General features: G+C 59.2%; 15 protein-coding genes and 1 pseudogene. 12 read left to right on the top strand and 4 right to left on the bottom strand.

The window, feature by feature from the left end; translation table 11 throughout:
• Positions 1 to 114 precede the first annotated feature (114 nt).
• From AC1RO5_RS22385 to AC1RO5_RS22355, 7 genes and pseudogenes are all read left to right on the top strand, one after another.
• Positions 115 to 1,146 carry a ligase-associated DNA damage response exonuclease gene (locus tag AC1RO5_RS22385; RefSeq protein ID WP_493177688.1) on the top strand — a complete coding sequence of 344 codons (1,032 nt, stop codon included), beginning with the start codon at positions 115 to 117 and terminating at the stop codon, positions 1,144 to 1,146.
• Positions 1,143 to 2,832, top strand: a pseudogene (locus AC1RO5_RS22380) (ATP-dependent DNA ligase). The gene AC1RO5_RS22385 and the pseudogene AC1RO5_RS22380 overlap by 4 nt, the downstream one beginning before the upstream one ends.
• A gap of 316 nt (positions 2,833 to 3,148) precedes the next feature.
• The gene (locus tag AC1RO5_RS22375; RefSeq protein WP_007940596.1) at positions 3,149 to 3,931 is read left to right on the top strand and encodes a transporter substrate-binding domain-containing protein; all 783 of its coding nucleotides are present in this window, start codon (positions 3,149 to 3,151) and stop codon (positions 3,929 to 3,931) included.
• A gap of 56 nt (positions 3,932 to 3,987) precedes the next feature.
• Positions 3,988 to 4,716, top strand: a complete 729-nt coding sequence (locus AC1RO5_RS22370) for an ABC transporter permease (protein WP_019647866.1) — start codon at positions 3,988 to 3,990, stop codon at positions 4,714 to 4,716.
• Positions 4,713 to 5,423, top strand: coding sequence for an ABC transporter permease (locus tag AC1RO5_RS22365; RefSeq protein WP_019647865.1), 711 nt, complete (start codon positions 4,713 to 4,715; stop codon positions 5,421 to 5,423). Before AC1RO5_RS22370 ends, AC1RO5_RS22365 begins: the two co-directional genes overlap by 4 nt.
• Before the next feature lie 12 nt (positions 5,424 to 5,435).
• Entirely contained in the window at positions 5,436 to 6,554 is a 1,119-nt protein-coding gene (locus AC1RO5_RS22360) for a succinylglutamate desuccinylase/aspartoacylase family protein (protein ID WP_493177683.1), read from the top strand.
• Between the two features lie 13 nt (positions 6,555 to 6,567).
• A complete protein-coding gene (locus tag AC1RO5_RS22355; protein WP_493177681.1) occupies positions 6,568 to 7,332 on the top strand; it encodes an ABC transporter ATP-binding protein in 765 nt (254 codons plus the stop codon).
• Positions 7,333 to 7,444: 112 nt separating this feature from the next.
• Here AC1RO5_RS22355 and AC1RO5_RS22350 read toward each other — a convergent pair whose 3' ends face one another.
• The gene (locus tag AC1RO5_RS22350) at positions 7,445 to 7,654 is read right to left on the bottom strand and encodes a hypothetical protein (protein WP_019647862.1); all 210 of its coding nucleotides are present in this window, start codon (positions 7,652 to 7,654) and stop codon (positions 7,445 to 7,447) included.
• 107 nt (positions 7,655 to 7,761) lie between these two features.
• Positions 7,762 to 8,328, bottom strand: coding sequence for a dCTP deaminase (gene dcd / locus AC1RO5_RS22345; RefSeq protein WP_007904652.1), 567 nt, complete (start codon positions 8,326 to 8,328; stop codon positions 7,762 to 7,764).
• A gap of 353 nt (positions 8,329 to 8,681) precedes the next feature.
• On the opposite strand from dcd, the gene AC1RO5_RS22340 reads away from it, so the two are divergent.
• Positions 8,682 to 8,891 (top strand): cold-shock protein, encoded by a 210-nt coding sequence (locus AC1RO5_RS22340; protein ID WP_002554837.1) that lies wholly within the window; start codon positions 8,682 to 8,684, stop codon positions 8,889 to 8,891.
• A gap of 150 nt (positions 8,892 to 9,041) precedes the next feature.
• Here the strand turns inward: AC1RO5_RS22340 and AC1RO5_RS22335 are convergent, their stop codons facing one another.
• Positions 9,042 to 10,049 (bottom strand): DUF481 domain-containing protein, encoded by a 1,008-nt coding sequence (locus AC1RO5_RS22335; RefSeq protein WP_019647861.1) that lies wholly within the window; start codon positions 10,047 to 10,049, stop codon positions 9,042 to 9,044.
• Between the two features lie 166 nt (positions 10,050 to 10,215).
• Here AC1RO5_RS22335 and AC1RO5_RS22330 point away from each other — a divergent pair, with 166 nt between their 5' ends.
• The 4 genes from AC1RO5_RS22330 (at position 10,216) to AC1RO5_RS22315 (ending at position 14,999) form a co-directional block, all read left to right on the top strand.
• Complete coding sequence (locus AC1RO5_RS22330; RefSeq protein ID WP_018926938.1) at positions 10,216 to 10,569, top strand: MGMT family protein; 354 nt, start codon at positions 10,216 to 10,218, stop codon at positions 10,567 to 10,569.
• Between the two features lie 44 nt (positions 10,570 to 10,613).
• Positions 10,614 to 12,182 (top strand): AmpG family muropeptide MFS transporter, encoded by a 1,569-nt coding sequence (locus AC1RO5_RS22325; RefSeq protein WP_096479615.1) that lies wholly within the window; start codon positions 10,614 to 10,616, stop codon positions 12,180 to 12,182.
• Between the two features lie 130 nt (positions 12,183 to 12,312).
• Complete coding sequence (locus AC1RO5_RS22320) at positions 12,313 to 14,028, top strand: proline--tRNA ligase (RefSeq protein ID WP_493177679.1); 1,716 nt, start codon at positions 12,313 to 12,315, stop codon at positions 14,026 to 14,028.
• A gap of 17 nt (positions 14,029 to 14,045) precedes the next feature.
• Positions 14,046 to 14,999, top strand: a complete 954-nt coding sequence (locus AC1RO5_RS22315) for a hypothetical protein (RefSeq protein WP_493177678.1) — start codon at positions 14,046 to 14,048, stop codon at positions 14,997 to 14,999.
• 100 nt (positions 15,000 to 15,099) lie between these two features.
• On the opposite strand, the gene dinB is transcribed toward AC1RO5_RS22315, so the two are convergent.
• Positions 15,100 to 16,161 (bottom strand): DNA polymerase IV, encoded by a 1,062-nt coding sequence (gene dinB, locus AC1RO5_RS22310; protein WP_493177676.1) that lies wholly within the window; start codon positions 16,159 to 16,161, stop codon positions 15,100 to 15,102.
• Positions 16,162 to 16,468: the final 307 nt, after the last annotated feature.

Raw genomic sequence — 16,468 nt, 5'->3', positions numbered from 1 at the left:
CGAAGGAGCTGCCGCAGGCTGCGATCTTTTGTTTTTAATCTCTGTAAAAATAAATAGAACTTCTCGTCTCGGGCAAACCTCCTAGCTAACAGGCCTCTCCATTCTGGTAACAATATGGATCTTGTTATCGCACGTCCTGAAGGTTTGTACTGCCCGCCCGGGGATTTCTATATCGACCCGTGGCGCCCCGTCGAGCGTTCAGTCATCACCCACGCTCATAGCGACCATGCTCGCCGTGGCAATCAACACTATCTGGCGGCGGTGCCGGGTGCGGGCATTCTGCGCGCGCAGCTGGGCCAGGACATCAACCTGCAAACGCTGCCCTATGGCGAGCAATTGCTGCACCACGGTGTAAAACTGAGTTTTCACCCCGCAGGCCACATGCTCGGCTCAGCCCAGGTGCGGCTGGAATGCGGCGGTGAGGTCTGGGTCGCCTCCGGTGATTACAAAACAGAGCCCGACGGCACCTGTACACCGTTCGAACCGGTGCGCTGTCACACCTTTATCACAGAATCGACGTTCGGCCTGCCGATTTACCGCTGGCAACCCCAGGCGCAGATCCTTGCCGAGATCAATCAGTGGTGGCGGGCCAACGCCGCAGTCGATAAAACCAGTGTGCTGCTCTGCCATGCCTTCGGCAAGGCTCAGCGGATTCTTCATGGCCTCGATACCAGCCTGGGTCCCATCCTGGTGCATGGCGCGGTTGAACCGATCAATCAGTTTTATCGTCAGAGCGGCATTCATTTACCGCCAACGATTTGTGCCAGCGAAGTAAAAAAGCAGGATCCGATGATGCGCAAAGCTCTGGTCCTCGCGCCGCCTGCAACTGGCACCAGCAATTGGGTACGGCGCTTCGGCGACTACAGCGATGCCCTCGCCAGCGGTTGGATGCGTTTGCGCGGCACGCAGCGGCGGCATGGCGTGGATCGTGGTTTCGTGCTGTCCGATCACGCCGATTGGCCCGGCCTGCTCTGGGCCATCGAACAGTCCGGGGCCGAGCGGGTGAAGGTCACCCATGGATCGATCGGAGTGCTGGTGCGGCATCTGCGCGAACAGGGCCTCGACGCCATGAGTTTCAGCACCGAATACGGCGACGACGAGAACAACGCAGCCCTCGAACCCGAAAGCGCCGAGGTGCAGGCATGAAAGCCTTCGCCGAGCTGTATGCCGAACTCGATGCCACCACCTCAAGCAACGCCAAACTGGCGGCGATGCAGCATTACTTCGCCCACGCCACGCCCGAAGATGCCGCCTGGGCGGTGTACTTGCTGGCCGGCGGGCGGCCTCGGCAATGGGTGCCGGTACGGGTGCTGCGCGACATGGCAATCGCGTGTTCCGGGCTCTCGCCCTGGTTGTTCGAGGAAAGCTACCAGGCGGTGGGTGATCTGGCGGAAACCATTTCGCTGGTGCTGCCCGAAACGCCTCACACGTCTACCGACAGACTGACGGTGTGGATTGAAGACAAACTATTGCCGCTGCGCAGCGCGCCCCCGCGGGTCCTCGCCGAACGCCTGCCCGCGCTGTGGGCACAACTGGATCGCCAGGGCCTGATGCTGTGCATCAAACTGATCACCGGCAGTTTCCGTGTCGGTGTCTCCAAATCGCTGGTCACCCGCGCCGTGGCAGCTATGGCCGGGCTCGACGGCAAACACGTGGCCCAGCGGCTGGTGGGTTACACCGCCCCGTCGCACCGCCCGAACGCCGCCAGCTACCTGAAGCTGATTGCCCCCGAAGCACCCGATGAACACGCCCAACGGGATGGCCAGCCCTACCCGTTTTTCCTTGCCCATGCGTTGTCGCAACCGGTTGAGCAGTTCGAAGCCCTGCTCGGCCCGGCCAGCCAATGGCAAGTGGAGTGGAAATGGGACGGCATCCGCGCCCAGGTGGTCAAGCGCGATGGGCGCTTGTGGGTCTGGTCGCGAGGCGAAGAACTGGTAACCGAACGGTTCCCCGAACTGGGCAGCCTGGTTCACGACTTGCCCGACGGCACGGTGATCGACGGCGAAATCGTCGCCTGGAAAACCGCGCCCTCGGGCTCTGGGAACGCTTATGACCGGCAATCGCCAACCTCGCTGGCGGTGCAGCCTTTCGCCCTGCTGCAAAAACGCAGCAGCCGTAACACGCTGGACAAGAAAATCCTCCATGAGGTGCCCGTGGTCATTCAGGCCTTTGACCTGCTCGAATGGCAGGACCAGGATTTGCGCAACCAGACTCAGGCCATGCGCCGCGCTCAGTTGGAACACCTCGTCACCACCTGCGCAAACCCGGTGTTACTTGCCTCGCCCATGTTGATCGGCGAAGACTGGTTCGACCTCGCCCGCCAACGGGAAGCCTCTCGCAAACTGGGGGGTCGAAGGCATGATGCTCAAGGCCCGCGATGCGCAGTATGGCGTCGGGCGGAATAAAGACACCGGCGTGTGGTGGAAATGGAAAGTCGACCCGCTCAGTGTCGATGCAGTGCTGATCCATGCCCAGCAGGGTCATGGCCGCCAGGCCAGTCTCTACACTGATTACACTTTCGCCGTGTGGGACGGCCCACCCTCTGCCAGCGAGCGAACACTGGTGCCTTTCGCCAAGGCCTACTCCGGGTTGACCGACGAAGAAATCCGCCAGATCGACAGCATCGTCCGCAAGACCACGGTGGAAAAATCCGGACCGGTGATCCGTGTGAAACCGAGCCTGGTGTTTGAGCTGGGATTCGAGAGCATTGCTCCGTCGAAACGACACCCGAGCGGGATTGCGGTGAGGTTTCCGCGGATGTTGCGCTGGCGGCTGGACAAGTCGGTGGAAGAAGCTGACAGCCTGGCGACGTTGCAGGATTTGCTTGGCTAACCTGACGTGATGTGACGTGAATCCTGTAGGAGCGAGGCTTGCCCGCGAAAAATTCACCGCGGCTTTTCAGGCATTACGCGTCATCGTTCTTCGCGGGCAAGCCTCGCTCCTACAAATTCTGCGCACCATTCAGGAGCAGGAATCTGGCAATGCCCGTTTTCGTGCACAAATCGAACTTTGCCATTTCTTGTATCACCTTTTAAAACGCTTGTTCGGGACTCTGGTTCGGAAATTGCTACTTTTAATAGGTCTTACGCTTTTCAGTAACAGTACTTCTGCGCCACAAGCGCTCATATTGGTTCTTAGGGATTGAATAATGAAAAAAGCATTGCTGACCCTTTCTGCACTGGCGTTGTGCATGGCTGCCGGCTCCGCGCTGGCAAAGGAATACAAAGAATTGCGTTTTGGCGTTGACCCTTCCTACGCGCCGTTCGAGTCCAAAGCAGCCGACGGCAGCCTGGTGGGCTTCGACATCGACCTGGGCAATGCAATCTGCGCCGAGCTGAAGGTCAAGTGCAAATGGGTCGAAAGCGATTTCGACGGCATGATTCCGGGCCTCAAGGCCAATAAATTCGATGGTGTGATCTCTTCGATGACCGTTACTCCGGCCCGCGAAAAAGTCATCGACTTCTCCAGCGAGCTGTTCTCCGGCCCTACCGCCTACGTGTTCAAGAAAGGCTCCGGCCTGAGCGCAGACGTCGCCACATTGAAGGGCAAAACCGTCGGTTACGAGCAAGGCACCATTCAGGAAGCCTATGCCAAAGCCGTACTGGACAAGGCCGGCGTGAAAACCCAGGCCTACGCCAACCAGGATCAGGTGTATTCCGACCTGACTTCCGGTCGTCTCGACGCCGCGATCCAGGACATGCTGCAAGCTGAACTTGGCTTCATCAAATCGCCAAAAGGCGCCGATTACGAAGTCAGCAAGCCCGTCGACAGCGAATTGCTGCCGGCCAAAACAGCAGTCGGTATCTCGAAAGGTAACAAAGAGCTGAAAGCACTTCTGGATAAAGGTATCAAAGCGTTACACGACGATGGCACCTACGCCACCATTCAGAAGAAACACTTTGGCGATCTGAATCTGTACAGCGGCAAATAATGCCCGGCGCCCATCTCGCGGTGGGCGCTTTTTTCATCCGATCAGGTTGCTGATTTATGTTCGAAAACCTATTACAACACCTGGGGCTCTCTGCCTTCAGCCTTCAGGGCTTCGGTCCGTTGCTGATGGAAGGCACCTGGATGACCATCAAATTATCGGTGATGTCGCTGTTGGTGGCCGTGTTGCTCGGCCTGCTGGGCGCCAGTGCCAAGCTGTCAAAAGTCAAACTGCTGCGGATACCAGCCCAGTGCTACACCACGCTGATTCGCGGGGTACCGGACCTGGTGCTGATGCTGCTGATCTTCTACAGCCTGCAAACCTGGCTGACCTCGTTTACCGACTTCATGGAATGGGAATACATCGAGATCAACCCGTTCAGCGCCGGGGTCATCACCCTGGGCTTCATTTATGGCGCGTACTTCACCGAAACGTTCCGCGGGGCGATCCTTGCCGTGCCACGGGGCCAAGTCGAAGCCGCTACCGCGTATGGCCTCAAACGCGGCCAGCGTTTTCGATTCGTGGTGTTCCCGCAAATGATGCGCTTCGCCCTGCCGGGCATCGGCAACAACTGGATGGTGATGCTCAAGGCCACCGCGCTGGTCTCGATCATCGGCCTCGCCGACTTGGTCAAGGCTGCGCAGGACGCCGGTAAAAGCACCTATCAACTGTTCTACTTCCTGGTGCTGGCCGCATTGATCTACTTGCTGATCACCAGTGCCTCCAACGTTGTCCTGCGCTGGCTCGAACGCCGCTACGCCGCCGGTGCCCGGGAGGCCGTACGATGATCGAACTCTTGCAGGAATACTGGAAACCCTTCCTTTATACCGACGGCTACAACATCACCGGCCTGGCCATGACCATGTGGCTGCTCAGTGCGTCGATCTGCATCGGTTTTCTGGTGTCGATCCCGCTGTCCATCGCCAGGGTTTCGTCCAGGTTCTACGTCCGCTGGCCAGTGCAGTTTTACGTCTACCTGTTCCGGGGTACGCCGCTCTACATCCAACTGCTGATTTGCTACACCGGCATCTACAGTCTGGCGGCCGTGCGTGCCCAGCCAGTTCTCGATGCGTTTTTTCGCGACGCGATGAACTGCACGATCCTGGCCTTCGCCCTGAACACCTGCGCCTACACCACGGAAATCTTCGCCGGGGCGATTCGCAGCCTGGCCCACGGTGAAGTCGAAGCAGCCAAGGCCTATGGTTTGTCAGGCTGGAAGCTTTACGCCTACGTGATCATGCCGTCGGCGCTGCGTCGCTCGTTGCCTTATTACAGCAACGAAGTGATCCTGATGCTGCACTCGACCACCGTGGCGTTCACCGCGACCATCCCGGATGTCCTGAAAGTCGCTCGCGATGCGAACTCTGCGACCTTTCTGACGTTCCAGTCGTTCGGCATCGCCGCGCTGATCTACCTGACCGTTACCTTTGCGCTGGTCGGCCTGTTCCGCCTCGCCGAACGCCGATGGCTGGCCTTCCTCGGGCCGACTCACTAGGACAATTCGTACATGCGCCACCAGATTCATGACCTGCTGGCCCCACTGCCGGGGACCGTGCGACAGATCCACAGCTTCCACTTCGGCCCCCAGGCGGCCAAAGGCAAGATCTACATCCAGTCCTCCCTGCATGCCGATGAATTGCCCGGCATGCTGGTGGCCTGGCACCTCAAACAGCGTCTGGCGGAGCTGGAAGCCGCCGGCCGGCTGCGCAGCGAAATCGTGCTGGTGCCCGTGGCCAACCCGGTCGGCCTGGAACAAGTGTTGATGGACGTTCCACTGGGCCGCTACGAGCTGGAAAGCGGGCAGAACTTCAATCGCTGGTTTGTCGACTTGAGTGAAGAGGTCGGCAATGAGATCGAAGGCCTGCTGGGCGACGATCCGCAACGTAACCTCGAACTGATCCGCAGCAGCCTGCGCGACGTATTGGCGCGCCAGACCGCCGGCACGCAACTGCAATCCCAACGCCTGACCCTGCAACGGCTGGCTTGCGATGCGGACATGGTGCTGGACCTGCATTGCGATTTCGAAGCCGTCGCGCACCTCTACAGCACGCCCGAGGCCTGGCCCCAGGTCGAGCCACTGGCGCGTTACATCGGTGCCGAAGCCAGCCTGTTGGCCACCGACTCTGGCGGCCAGTCGTTCGATGAATGCTTCACCCTGCTCTGGTGGCAGTTGAAAGAACGCTTCGGCGAGCATTTCAATATTCCGCTGGGCAGTTTTTCGGTCACCGTCGAATTGCGCGGCCAGGGCGACGTCAATCACCCGTTGGCCAGCCTCGATTGTCAGGCGTTGATCGATTATCTGATTCACTTCGGCGCGATTGCCGGTGAGCCGGCGCCCTTACCGGAACTGCCCTACCCGGCCACGCCGCTGGCCGGCGTCGAACCGGTAGCGACATCCGTGGGCGGACTGCTGGTGTTTACGGCCCTGCCCGGGGAATACCTGGAGGCCGGGCAACTGATCGCCGAAGTCATCGACCCGATCAATGATCGCGTCACCCCTGTTCATTGCACCGTCGCCGGGCTGATGTACGCCCGTTCGCTGCGGCGCATGGCCACTGCCGGCATGGTCATCGCCCACGTCGCGGGCACCGAAGCCTATCGCAGCGGCTACCTACTTTCGCCTTGAGGATGCATGCCCCATGTACAAACTGACCATCGAAGGCCTGCATAAAAGCTATGGCGATCATCAGGTGCTCAAAGGCGTTTCGCTCAAGGCCAAAACCGGCGACGTCATCAGCCTGATCGGCGCCAGCGGCTCGGGCAAAAGCACCTTTTTGCGCTGCATCAACTTTCTGGAGCAACCCAACGACGGCACCATGAGCCTGGACGGCCAGAACATCCGCATGGTCAAGGACCGTCACGGCATCCATGTGGCCGACCCGGATGAACTGCAACGAATCCGCACCCGCCTGGCCATGGTGTTCCAGCACTTCAACCTGTGGAGCCACATGACGGTGCTGGAAAACATCACCATGGCCCCGCGGCGGGTGCTCGGTTGCAGCAAGGCCGAAGCCGAGGACCGTGCCCGACGTTACCTCGACAAGGTTGGCCTGGCGCCGCGTGTGGCGGATCAGTACCCGGCGTTCCTGTCGGGCGGTCAGCAACAACGGGTAGCCATTGCCCGTGCGCTGGCCATGGAACCGGAAGTCATGCTGTTCGACGAACCAACCTCGGCACTCGACCCGGAACTGGTAGGCGAAGTGCTCAAGGTCATTCAGGGCCTGGCCGAGGAAGGCCGGACCATGATCATGGTCACCCATGAAATGAGCTTCGCCCGCAAAGTGTCGAGCCAGGTGCTGTTCCTGCATCAGGGGCTGGTGGAAGAAGAAGGCGCGCCGGAAGACGTGCTGGGCAATCCGAAGAGTGAGCGGTTGAAGCAGTTCTTGAGCGGCAACCTCAAGTAAAACGCCACCTTCGCGTAGGAGCGAGGCTTGCCCGCGATGAACGATAACGCGGTCATCAAATAGACCGAGTTGCCTTCATCGCGGGCAAGCCTCGCTCCTACAAAAGCGGGTATCAGACCACAGGCGCGGGAGGTGGCTCATCCGGCAGGGTGGGCTCTCCAGGTTCTGTCGGATCTTCATTGGGGCTGTCGGGATCAGGCTGATGGGGGATGCCCCCTGCCATGCTGACTGGCGGATGCGCCAACAAGGACCAGGCCAGCACGCCAACCTGATTGGGCTCAAGCCTTGCCAGTTCGGCACTTATTCGCGGATCGATCTTCATGAAGCACTCCTGAGCGATGGCCCGATCCGCCTTGCGCGAATCGGAGCAGTACACCCCATAGAGTGTACGCCCGCTCAGGAATTCCAACGGTCTGTCAGACGGTTGACTCAGGTACGCGGCAGGGTCACGCCACGCTGGCCCTGATACTTGCCGCCACGGTCCTTGTAGGACACTTCACATTCCTCGTCGGACTCGAGGAACAGCATCTGCGCCACGCCTTCGTTGGCGTAGATCTTCGCCGGCAGGTTGGTGGTGTTCGAGAACTCCAGGGTCACATGGCCTTCCCACTCGGGCTCGAGAGGGGTCACGTTGACGATGATGCCGCAGCGGGCGTAGGTGCTCTTGCCCAGACAGATGGTCAATACGTTGCGCGGAATGCGGAAGTATTCGACGGTACTGGCCAAGGCGAAGGAGTTTGGCGGGATGATGCACACGTCGCTGTGGATGTCGACGAAGCTGCCAGCGTCGAAGTTTTTCGGATCGACGATGGCCGAATTGATGTTGGTGAACACCTTGAAATGATTGGTGCAACGCACATCGTAGCCGTAGCTCGACACACCATAGGAGATCACACGACTGTCGTCACTGCCGCGCACCTGACGCTCCACGAAGGGCTCGATCATGCCGTGCTCTTGCGCCATGCGGCGAATCCACTTGTCCGATTTGATGCTCATGGCGGGAGTCCTGAATAGCGAGGTGGAAAAATTCTGTCCGGCATCTTACCGGGCAGTCGCTCGGGTTCAAAGTCCGGGAGACAATTCTCGCCGTTTCCCCGTGAATTCCGGGGCCTCACCGCCATGTTATTAACCGTCAGTCATTAAAAAAGAGAAACCTTCGCAAGAACCATTGGCACGTTCCGGAAAAAGGGTTAAGGTGGCGCCACTGTGCTGCTTGTGTCACTGAGAATCTCTACACGATATGTTGAATTTCGATCCAACCATCTACAAGAATTTTTCCTGCTCTTTGCACTCAGTCTCGGCCAGGGTTCTTCCTGAGTCGCAGTTATCTTTGTTCAAGGAGTTACACCATGTCTAATCGCCAAACCGGTACCGTTAAGTGGTTCAACGATGAAAAAGGCTTCGGCTTCATCACTCCACAATCCGGTGACGACCTGTTCGTTCACTTCAAAGCTATCCAATCCGACGGCTTCAAAAGCCTGAAAGAAGGCCAACAGGTTTCTTTCATCGCTACCCGCGGTCAGAAAGGCATGCAAGCTGAAGAAGTTCAAGTTATCTAACTTGTACTTGCTTTAGTAAAAGGCCCCGCCCTCAAAAGCGGGGCTTTTTTGTGCCTGTGTGCTTTGTGTGGCAACAAAAAATCGCAGCCTTGGGCGGCGCCCACAAGTGCGGAGCTGCCGAAAGTTGCGATCTTTTGATCTTCCAGCGTGTTACCAGGCCACGCCAAACCCTGCGGTATATCGGGTCTTGTTCAGGTCCGCATTGTCAGTACCACTGATGATGTCTTTCTCGGCCTTCAGGTTCAGCGACGCCCAGTCGGTGACTTTGTAGCGCAGGCCGGCCTCGGTATCGAGTGCGTAATCGGCGACACCCGACAGTGGCTTGCCCACTTCGCCTTTGGTGAAGAACTCGACCTTCTTGCCAATCAGGTAGCGGTTGTAGTCCCACTTCATGGCCAGGGAATAGAAGTTTTGCTTTCCGCCATCGGAAAATTCGTAGTCCGTACGGTTGAGGAGCGAGCCCAGGGAGAACGCACCCAGTTCGTCATCCCAGAATTGATAACCGGGGCCAGTACCGACGGTGCGCTGACGGGAGAGCTCTTCGACCTTGTCGCGCTTGTAATTCAAACGCCCCTGCCAGAACCACTTCTCGGTGAGGAAGCGGTCGAGAGAATACTCGGCACGCCAGTTATCAGTGGTAACCACGTCATCCTGAAACTCGCGGTTGTACTCACCTTCCGCCGTATGACGCCACCGACCGTGACGCGCGGTGGTTTTGAAGCCGACGTCGTAATCATCGGTATCTTTTTCTGCACGCTGATAATCCAGCGCCAGGTCGACGTTACCTTTAAACACCAAATCCTCGACCACCGGTTTGGGCTTGAGGATCTGCTGAATACTGGCCAGCTCCACGGTCTTGGGCGTCTCGCCATTGGCCAGCGTGACCTTGCCGTCCTCTGCCGCGTGCAGCGACTTGGCCTTTTCGCCGGTGTAGGCATCCTGCTTGACCAGCAATTGCTGATCGCTTTCCAGGGTTTTGACCTCTTTCCAGTCAATCGGGACCGCACCGGCATACGCGGTCTGGATCAACAGCTTGCCGCCATCGAAGAGGGTGATCTTGCCGCTCAGCTTGTCACCGTTCTTCAACCAGACCGTATCGGCGAGCAAGGGAGTGGAAGCACTGACGACAGCGAGGCACAGCAAGGTTCTGGACAACATAAGCGAATCAAAGGCTCAACTTTGCGAAAAAAAGTCGGCATTATTCTTGGAAATAAGGCCCTGGCAAGGACTGACCCGACTATTTCTATTGAGTTCATTTCTCAACTGACAATCCAGGATTTACTCTACAGACGGTCAATGCGCATTTTTTTCAGGAACCCCGGACGTGACCGACTCAACTGCTGAAACCGAAAGCGCGGCGCAAATCCGACGCACGGCGCTCTACTTGACCCTGGCACAAGTGCCCGAGGGCAAAGTCGTGAGTTACGGTCAGCTCGCCGAGCTGGCGGGACTGGGTCGCGCCGCCCGCTGGGTCGGGCGAACATTGAGCCAACTGCCCGGTGACACTAAATTGCCCTGGCATCGTGTGCTGGGTGCCGGTGGTCGGATCAGCCTGCCCGCAGGCAGCCCTTCGGGGGATGAACAACGGGCCCGATTGCGCATGGAAGGCATCAGCGTTCTGAACAATCGTGTTGATATTCAGCGCCATGGCTGGCGCCCGGTAGAGCACAGCGGTTAGAGTGCGCGCTTTGTTTCCGTAATTCTTGAGGCAGACTCCAGCCCATGCCCCGTAAAACCTGGCGCGCCGCGCTCGCCGCCTATGCCAGCCCCTCGACGCTCGTGCTGTTGCTGCTTGGTTTCGCCGCCGGCCTGCCCTACATGCTGGTGTTTTCGACGCTTTCAGTCTGGCTGCGCGAGGCCGGTGTTGCCCGCGAAACCATCGGCTATGCAAGCCTGATCGGCCTGGCCTACGCCTTTAAATGGGTCTGGTCCCCGCTGCTCGACCAATGGCGCCTGCCACTGCTCGGCAAACTTGGCCGACGACGCTCCTGGCTGGTGCTGGCCCAGGCACTGGTGATCCTTGGCCTGATCGGCATGGGTTTCTGCGACCCGCAAAAACACCTGTCCTGGCTGATCGCCATCGCTGTGGTAGTCGCCTTTGCTTCGGCAACGCAAGACATTGCCATCGACGCCTATCGCCTGGAAATCGTCGACGATACCCGCCAGGCTGCACTGGCGGCCAGCTACATGGCCGGTTATCGGGTCGCGGCCCTGCTGGCAACGGCGGGCGCACTGTTCTTCGCCGAAGGCTTCGGCTCCACCGGCTTCAACTACAAACATGCGGCGTGGACTGGCACCTATCTACTGTTCGGCATCTTGATGATCCCGGCGCTGCTGACCTCCCTCTTCATGCGCGAACCGCCGGTGCCACTGCGCACTCAGCTTCAGGCCGGACGCTACAGCTTCGTGCACCAGCTGGCGTCGGTGTTCGTGCTGATCGTGCTGCTGGTGTCCGTACCGGCCATGTTCACCCAGTTCTACAACACCGACTTCGCCAGCGTACTGTTCAACGGCGTCAGCCTGCTCGACCTGTTGCTCGAAGACCGCGCATTCCTGCGGGCAATCCTCTATACCACGCTCACCGCCCTGTGCTTGTCGGCCATGGGCCGCCGTGGCCTGGCGCCGGTGCTGACCCCGGTCAACGACTTCATTCTGCGTTACCGCTGGCAAGCCCTGTTGCTGCTCGGGCTGATCGCCACCTACCGGATGTCCGACACGGTCATGGGTGTGATGGCCAACGTGTTCTACATCGACCAAGGGTTCACCAAGGATCAGATCGCCAGCGTCAGCAAGATTTTCGGCCTGATCATGACGCTGGTCGGTGCCGGTATGGGCGGCCTGCTCATCGTGCGCTTCGGCATTCTGCCCATTCTGTTCATCGGCGGTGCCGCATCGGCGGCCACTAACCTGCTGTTCCTGATGCTCACAGACATGGGCGCCAACCTGCAGATGCTGATCGTCACCATTTCCCTGGACAACTTCAGCTCGGGCCTGGCGACTTCGGCGTTTGTCGCTTACCTGTCGAGCCTGACCAACCTCAAATTCTCCGCGACCCAGTACGCCCTGCTCAGCTCGATCATGCTCTTGTTGCCGCGCCTGATCGGCGGCTATTCAGGGGTCATGGTGGAAAAATTCGGCTACCACAACTTCTTCCTGATCACTGCCCTGCTGGGCGTTCCGACGCTGCTGTTGATCGCCTTGCACTGGTTCCAGGAAAACCGCCGTGCCGGTCCGACCCCGACGCCTGAACCGGCTCAGACCCCGGTCACGGAAGAATCGCAGCCTCTTTGATACAGGTCGCAGAGGGCGAGCAGATTCTCGCCCTCCAGCCACACAGCCGGCCGCACGCCTGTACGCCAGCAGATCTCGCCCGTACAATGCCCCATTACTTCTCGTTATCAGCAACCGACAACGGCCAACCATGCGCACCAGTCAATTTTTGCTCGCCACACAGAAAGAAACGCCTTCCGACGCGGTCGTCATCAGCCATCAGCTGATGCTGCGCGCCGGCATGATCCGCAAACTCGCCTCGGGCCTGTACACCTGGCTGCCGATGGGCTTGCGAGTGATGCGCAAGGTCGAAGCCATCGTGCGTGAAGAAATGAACGCCGCCGGTTCTCTCGAAGTGTTGATGCCGAGCACTCAACCGGCTGAGCTGTGGCAGGAATCGGGTCGCTGGGAAGAATACGGCCCTGAATTGCTGCGCTTCAAGGATCGCCACGGTCGCGACTTCTGCGCCGGCCCGACTCACGAAGAGGTCATCACCGACCTGATGCGCAACGAGTTGAGCAGCTACAAACAGCTGCCGATCAACCTGTATCAGATCCAGACCAAATTCCGTGACGAAATCCGCCCACGCTTCGGTTTGATGCGTGGCCGCGAATTCATCATGAAGGACGCCTACTCGTTTCACGCCGACCAGGCATCGCTGCAGGTCACCTACGACCGCATGCACCAGGCGTACTGCAACGTGTTCACCCGCCTGGGCCTGAAATTCCGTCCGGTTGAAGCCGACAACGGCTCCATCGGTGGCGCCGGCTCCCACGAGTTCCACGTGCTGGCCGAATCCGGCGAAGACGATATCGTCTTCAGCAACGGTTCCGACTACGCCGCGAACATCGAGAAAGCCGAAGCCGTACCGCGGGAAACCTCTCGCCCGCTGCCTGCCGAAGAGCTGCGCCTGGTCGACACGCCGAACGCCAAGACCATTGCGCAGCTGGTCGAAGGCTTCGACCTGCCGATCGAAAAAACCATCAAGACCCTGGTGGTGCACGCTGAAGAGAAAGGCAAGCTGATTGCCCTGATCATCCGTGGCGACCACGAACTGAACGAAATCAAGGCCGCCAACCAGCCTGGCGTTGCCAGCCCGCTGGTCATGGCTTCCGAAGCCGAACTGCGCGACGCCATTGGCGCCGGTGCCGGTTCCCTCGGCCCGCTGAACCTGCCGCTGCCGATCATCATCGACCGTTCCGTCGAGCTGATGAGCGACTTCGGCATTGGTGCCAACATCGACGACAAGCACTACTTTGGCGTGAACTGGGAGCGCGATCTGCCGGTTCCGACCGTCGCCGACCTGCGCAACGTTGTCGCTGGTGACCCAAGCCCTGACGGCAAAGGCACCCTGGAAATCAAACGCGGCATCGAAGTCGGGCATATCTTCCAGCTGGGCAACAAGTACAGCAAAGCGATGAAGTGCGAAGTGCTGGGCGAGAACGGCAAACCGGTGACCCTGGAAATGGGCTGCTACGGCATTGGCGTATCCCGCGTGGTGGCCGCCGCCATCGAACAGAACAACGACGAGAACGGGATCATCTGGAGCGACACTCTGGCCCCGTTCCAGGTTGCTCTGGTGCCGCTGCGCTACGAAACCGAACAGGTTCGCGAAGCCACCGACAAGCTCTACGCAGAACTGACTGCTGCCGGCTTCGACGTGCTGCTGGACGACCGCGACAAGAAAACCAGCCCGGGCATCAAGTTCGCGGACATGGAGCTGATCGGCATTCCACACCGGATCGTGGTCAGTGACCGCGGCCTCGCCGACGGCAATCTGGAATACAAGAGCCGTACCGAAGCCGAGGCGCAAGCGCTGCCGGTTGCTGGCGTGCTGTCTTTCCTCCAGGCCCGCATCCGCCGCTGACACCAGATAGAGACGTCATGTTCAAGCGAAACACCTTAGGCCTCGGTGGTGCCGCCTTGTGCGGCACCCTGCTGGTCAGCGGCTGTGCCAATCACATGTCACAACGCAGCGAGCACGAGGAGCGGGTCGAGCGTAAGTTGCTCGATCACAGCCTGCAGATCGATGTCGGCGAACCCAAAGTACTGGAGCTGCCGCAACGCCGGGTGAAAATCCACGAGCAGAAGACCTTCGAAGTCACTGAGTTCGAAGTCACGCGCCACTATGATCGCTATACGCCTTACCAACCCTGGAGGGAGATCTATGAGATCCCGCTGGGGGCGGTGGCCGTAGTGGCCGGCGTCGGTGCGAACGTGGCCAACGTGTTCGCCCTCGGCAACCTGCCGGACAGCGTGACGAAGGATTGGCTCAGCTATGGTTTTGCCGGGCTCAACCCGTTCATGAACGTGCAGTCTCACGGTCGCGCGCAGCAGAACCTGGCGGGCATCGACGAAGTCCAGCGTGACAAGCGCACGGAATATTCGAGCCTGCCCTGGAGCGAGCGTCCGGTGCAGGTCAAGGCCGGCAAGGACACGTTCGAGCTGAGCACCGACCGCAACGGCGTGTTGCGCCTGAACCTGCTGGACAGCCCGTTCGCCGAACATGACCTCAATCATCTGGGCAAGCTGCAGATCAGTGTCGAGGACAACAAGGACGATGTGCACACCGACTCGTCCCTGGCGATCAGCAACAACTTGCGCGGCAAGCTGCTCGAAGCCCATGGGCTTATTTACGACGACCTCGAAGACGACGAAGTGAGCCAGTGGGTGCACCGGGTCAAACGTCTGTCGGAACTGGGTCTGGAAGAAGAAGCCAGCGAACTGGAACAGAGCCTGATCGAACTGACCCGCAACGACCCCGAGTTGCAGGCCGAGTTCCTCAAGTCACTGACCAAGGATGCCGGGCGACTGGTGGCGGATCCGGGGCCGAATTAAAAGCAAAAGCTTCGCGGGCAAGCCTCGCTCCTACAGGTATGGCATGTTCCCTGTAGGAGCGAGGCTTGCCCGCGAAGAGGCCCGAACATTCAACGCTGAACTACCGCTCAAACAACTCCAACTGCTCAAACCCGCCCCGCAAATCCTCCAGCCTCACCCCAATCCCCAACAACCGCACCGGTTTCCCGCCGCGATTGAAGGCCTGGGTCAGCAACAGCTGATAACTCCCCAGATCCCGCCCTGCCCCGGCCTGCTCCAACGTAGTCTGGGTAAAATCGTGGAATTTCACTTTGACGAACGGCTTGCCCGGACGATAACTGCTGTCGATCCGCGCCATGCGGCCATTCAGGGACTCCAGCAATTCGGGCAACTTATCCAGGCAACTCACCAGATCCGGCAGGTCCACGTCATAGGTGTTTTCAACGCTGATGGACTGCCGACGACTGTCGTTGTGCACCAACCGCTCATCGATCCCACGGGCCAGGCTCCAGAGTCGCTCACCGAAGCTGCCGAATTCACGCACCAGCGCCAATTTGCTCCACTCGCGTAATTGCAGGCAATCGACGATGCCGAGCTTGCCCAGCTTGTCGGCGGTCACCTTGCCAACACCGTGCAACTTGCTCACCGGCAAGCCGCTGACAAAGTCGTCCACCTGATCGGGGGTGATCACGAACAAGCCATTGGGCTTCTTCCAGTCACTGGCGATCTTGGCGAGAAACTTGTTCGGCGCCACGCCGGCCGATACGGTGATGTGCAACTGATTAGACACCCGGCGGCGAATGTCCTGGGCGATTCGCGTGGCGCTGCCGCCAAAATGCGCACTGTCCGACACGTCGAGATACGCCTCGTCCAGGGACAGCGGCTCGATCAGGTCGGTGTAATCGCGAAAGATCGTATGAATTTCCTTCGATGCTTCTCTATAGGCTTCCATGCGCGGCTTGACGATGGTCAGGTCCGGACACAGTTTCAAGGCATGTCCGGAAGACATGGCCGAGCGCACGCCATACGCCCGCGCTTCATAGTTACAGGTAGCAATCACCCCACGCCGATCCGCCGAGCCGCCCACCGCCAAAGGCTTACCAGACAGGCGCGGGTCGTCACGCATCTCGATGGCGGCGTAGAAGCAGTCACAATCGACGTGGATGATTTTTCGCTGCGTCATATAAAAGCGGTGTTCATGGCGAAAAAATGAAGTATCGGTGTGTCGTACCGGCAGTATCTCACTGACACCTGTATATAGCACCAGTAGTCTGAATCTTCTTTTCAAGCGGTAGGAAAAGTACTGGAGAAATTTATTTTCTCAATCGAAAGCCACCTACCGATAGAGCCGAAAGCCTTGCCCTGCCTGCGTTCCAGCCCGATCTTCGGCCCCACTTTTCACCTAAGCGATTGAACAGGAACAGGTTTTGCCGAGATTGAAGGTTGACAGCCCCGCGATCCTCTGTAGAATGCCGACACACAGACGCGGG

The sequence above is a fragment of the Pseudomonas sp. GW822-FHT02G04 genome (assembly GCF_058802085.1).
This window is presented reverse-complemented; position numbering and strand designations above follow the sequence as displayed.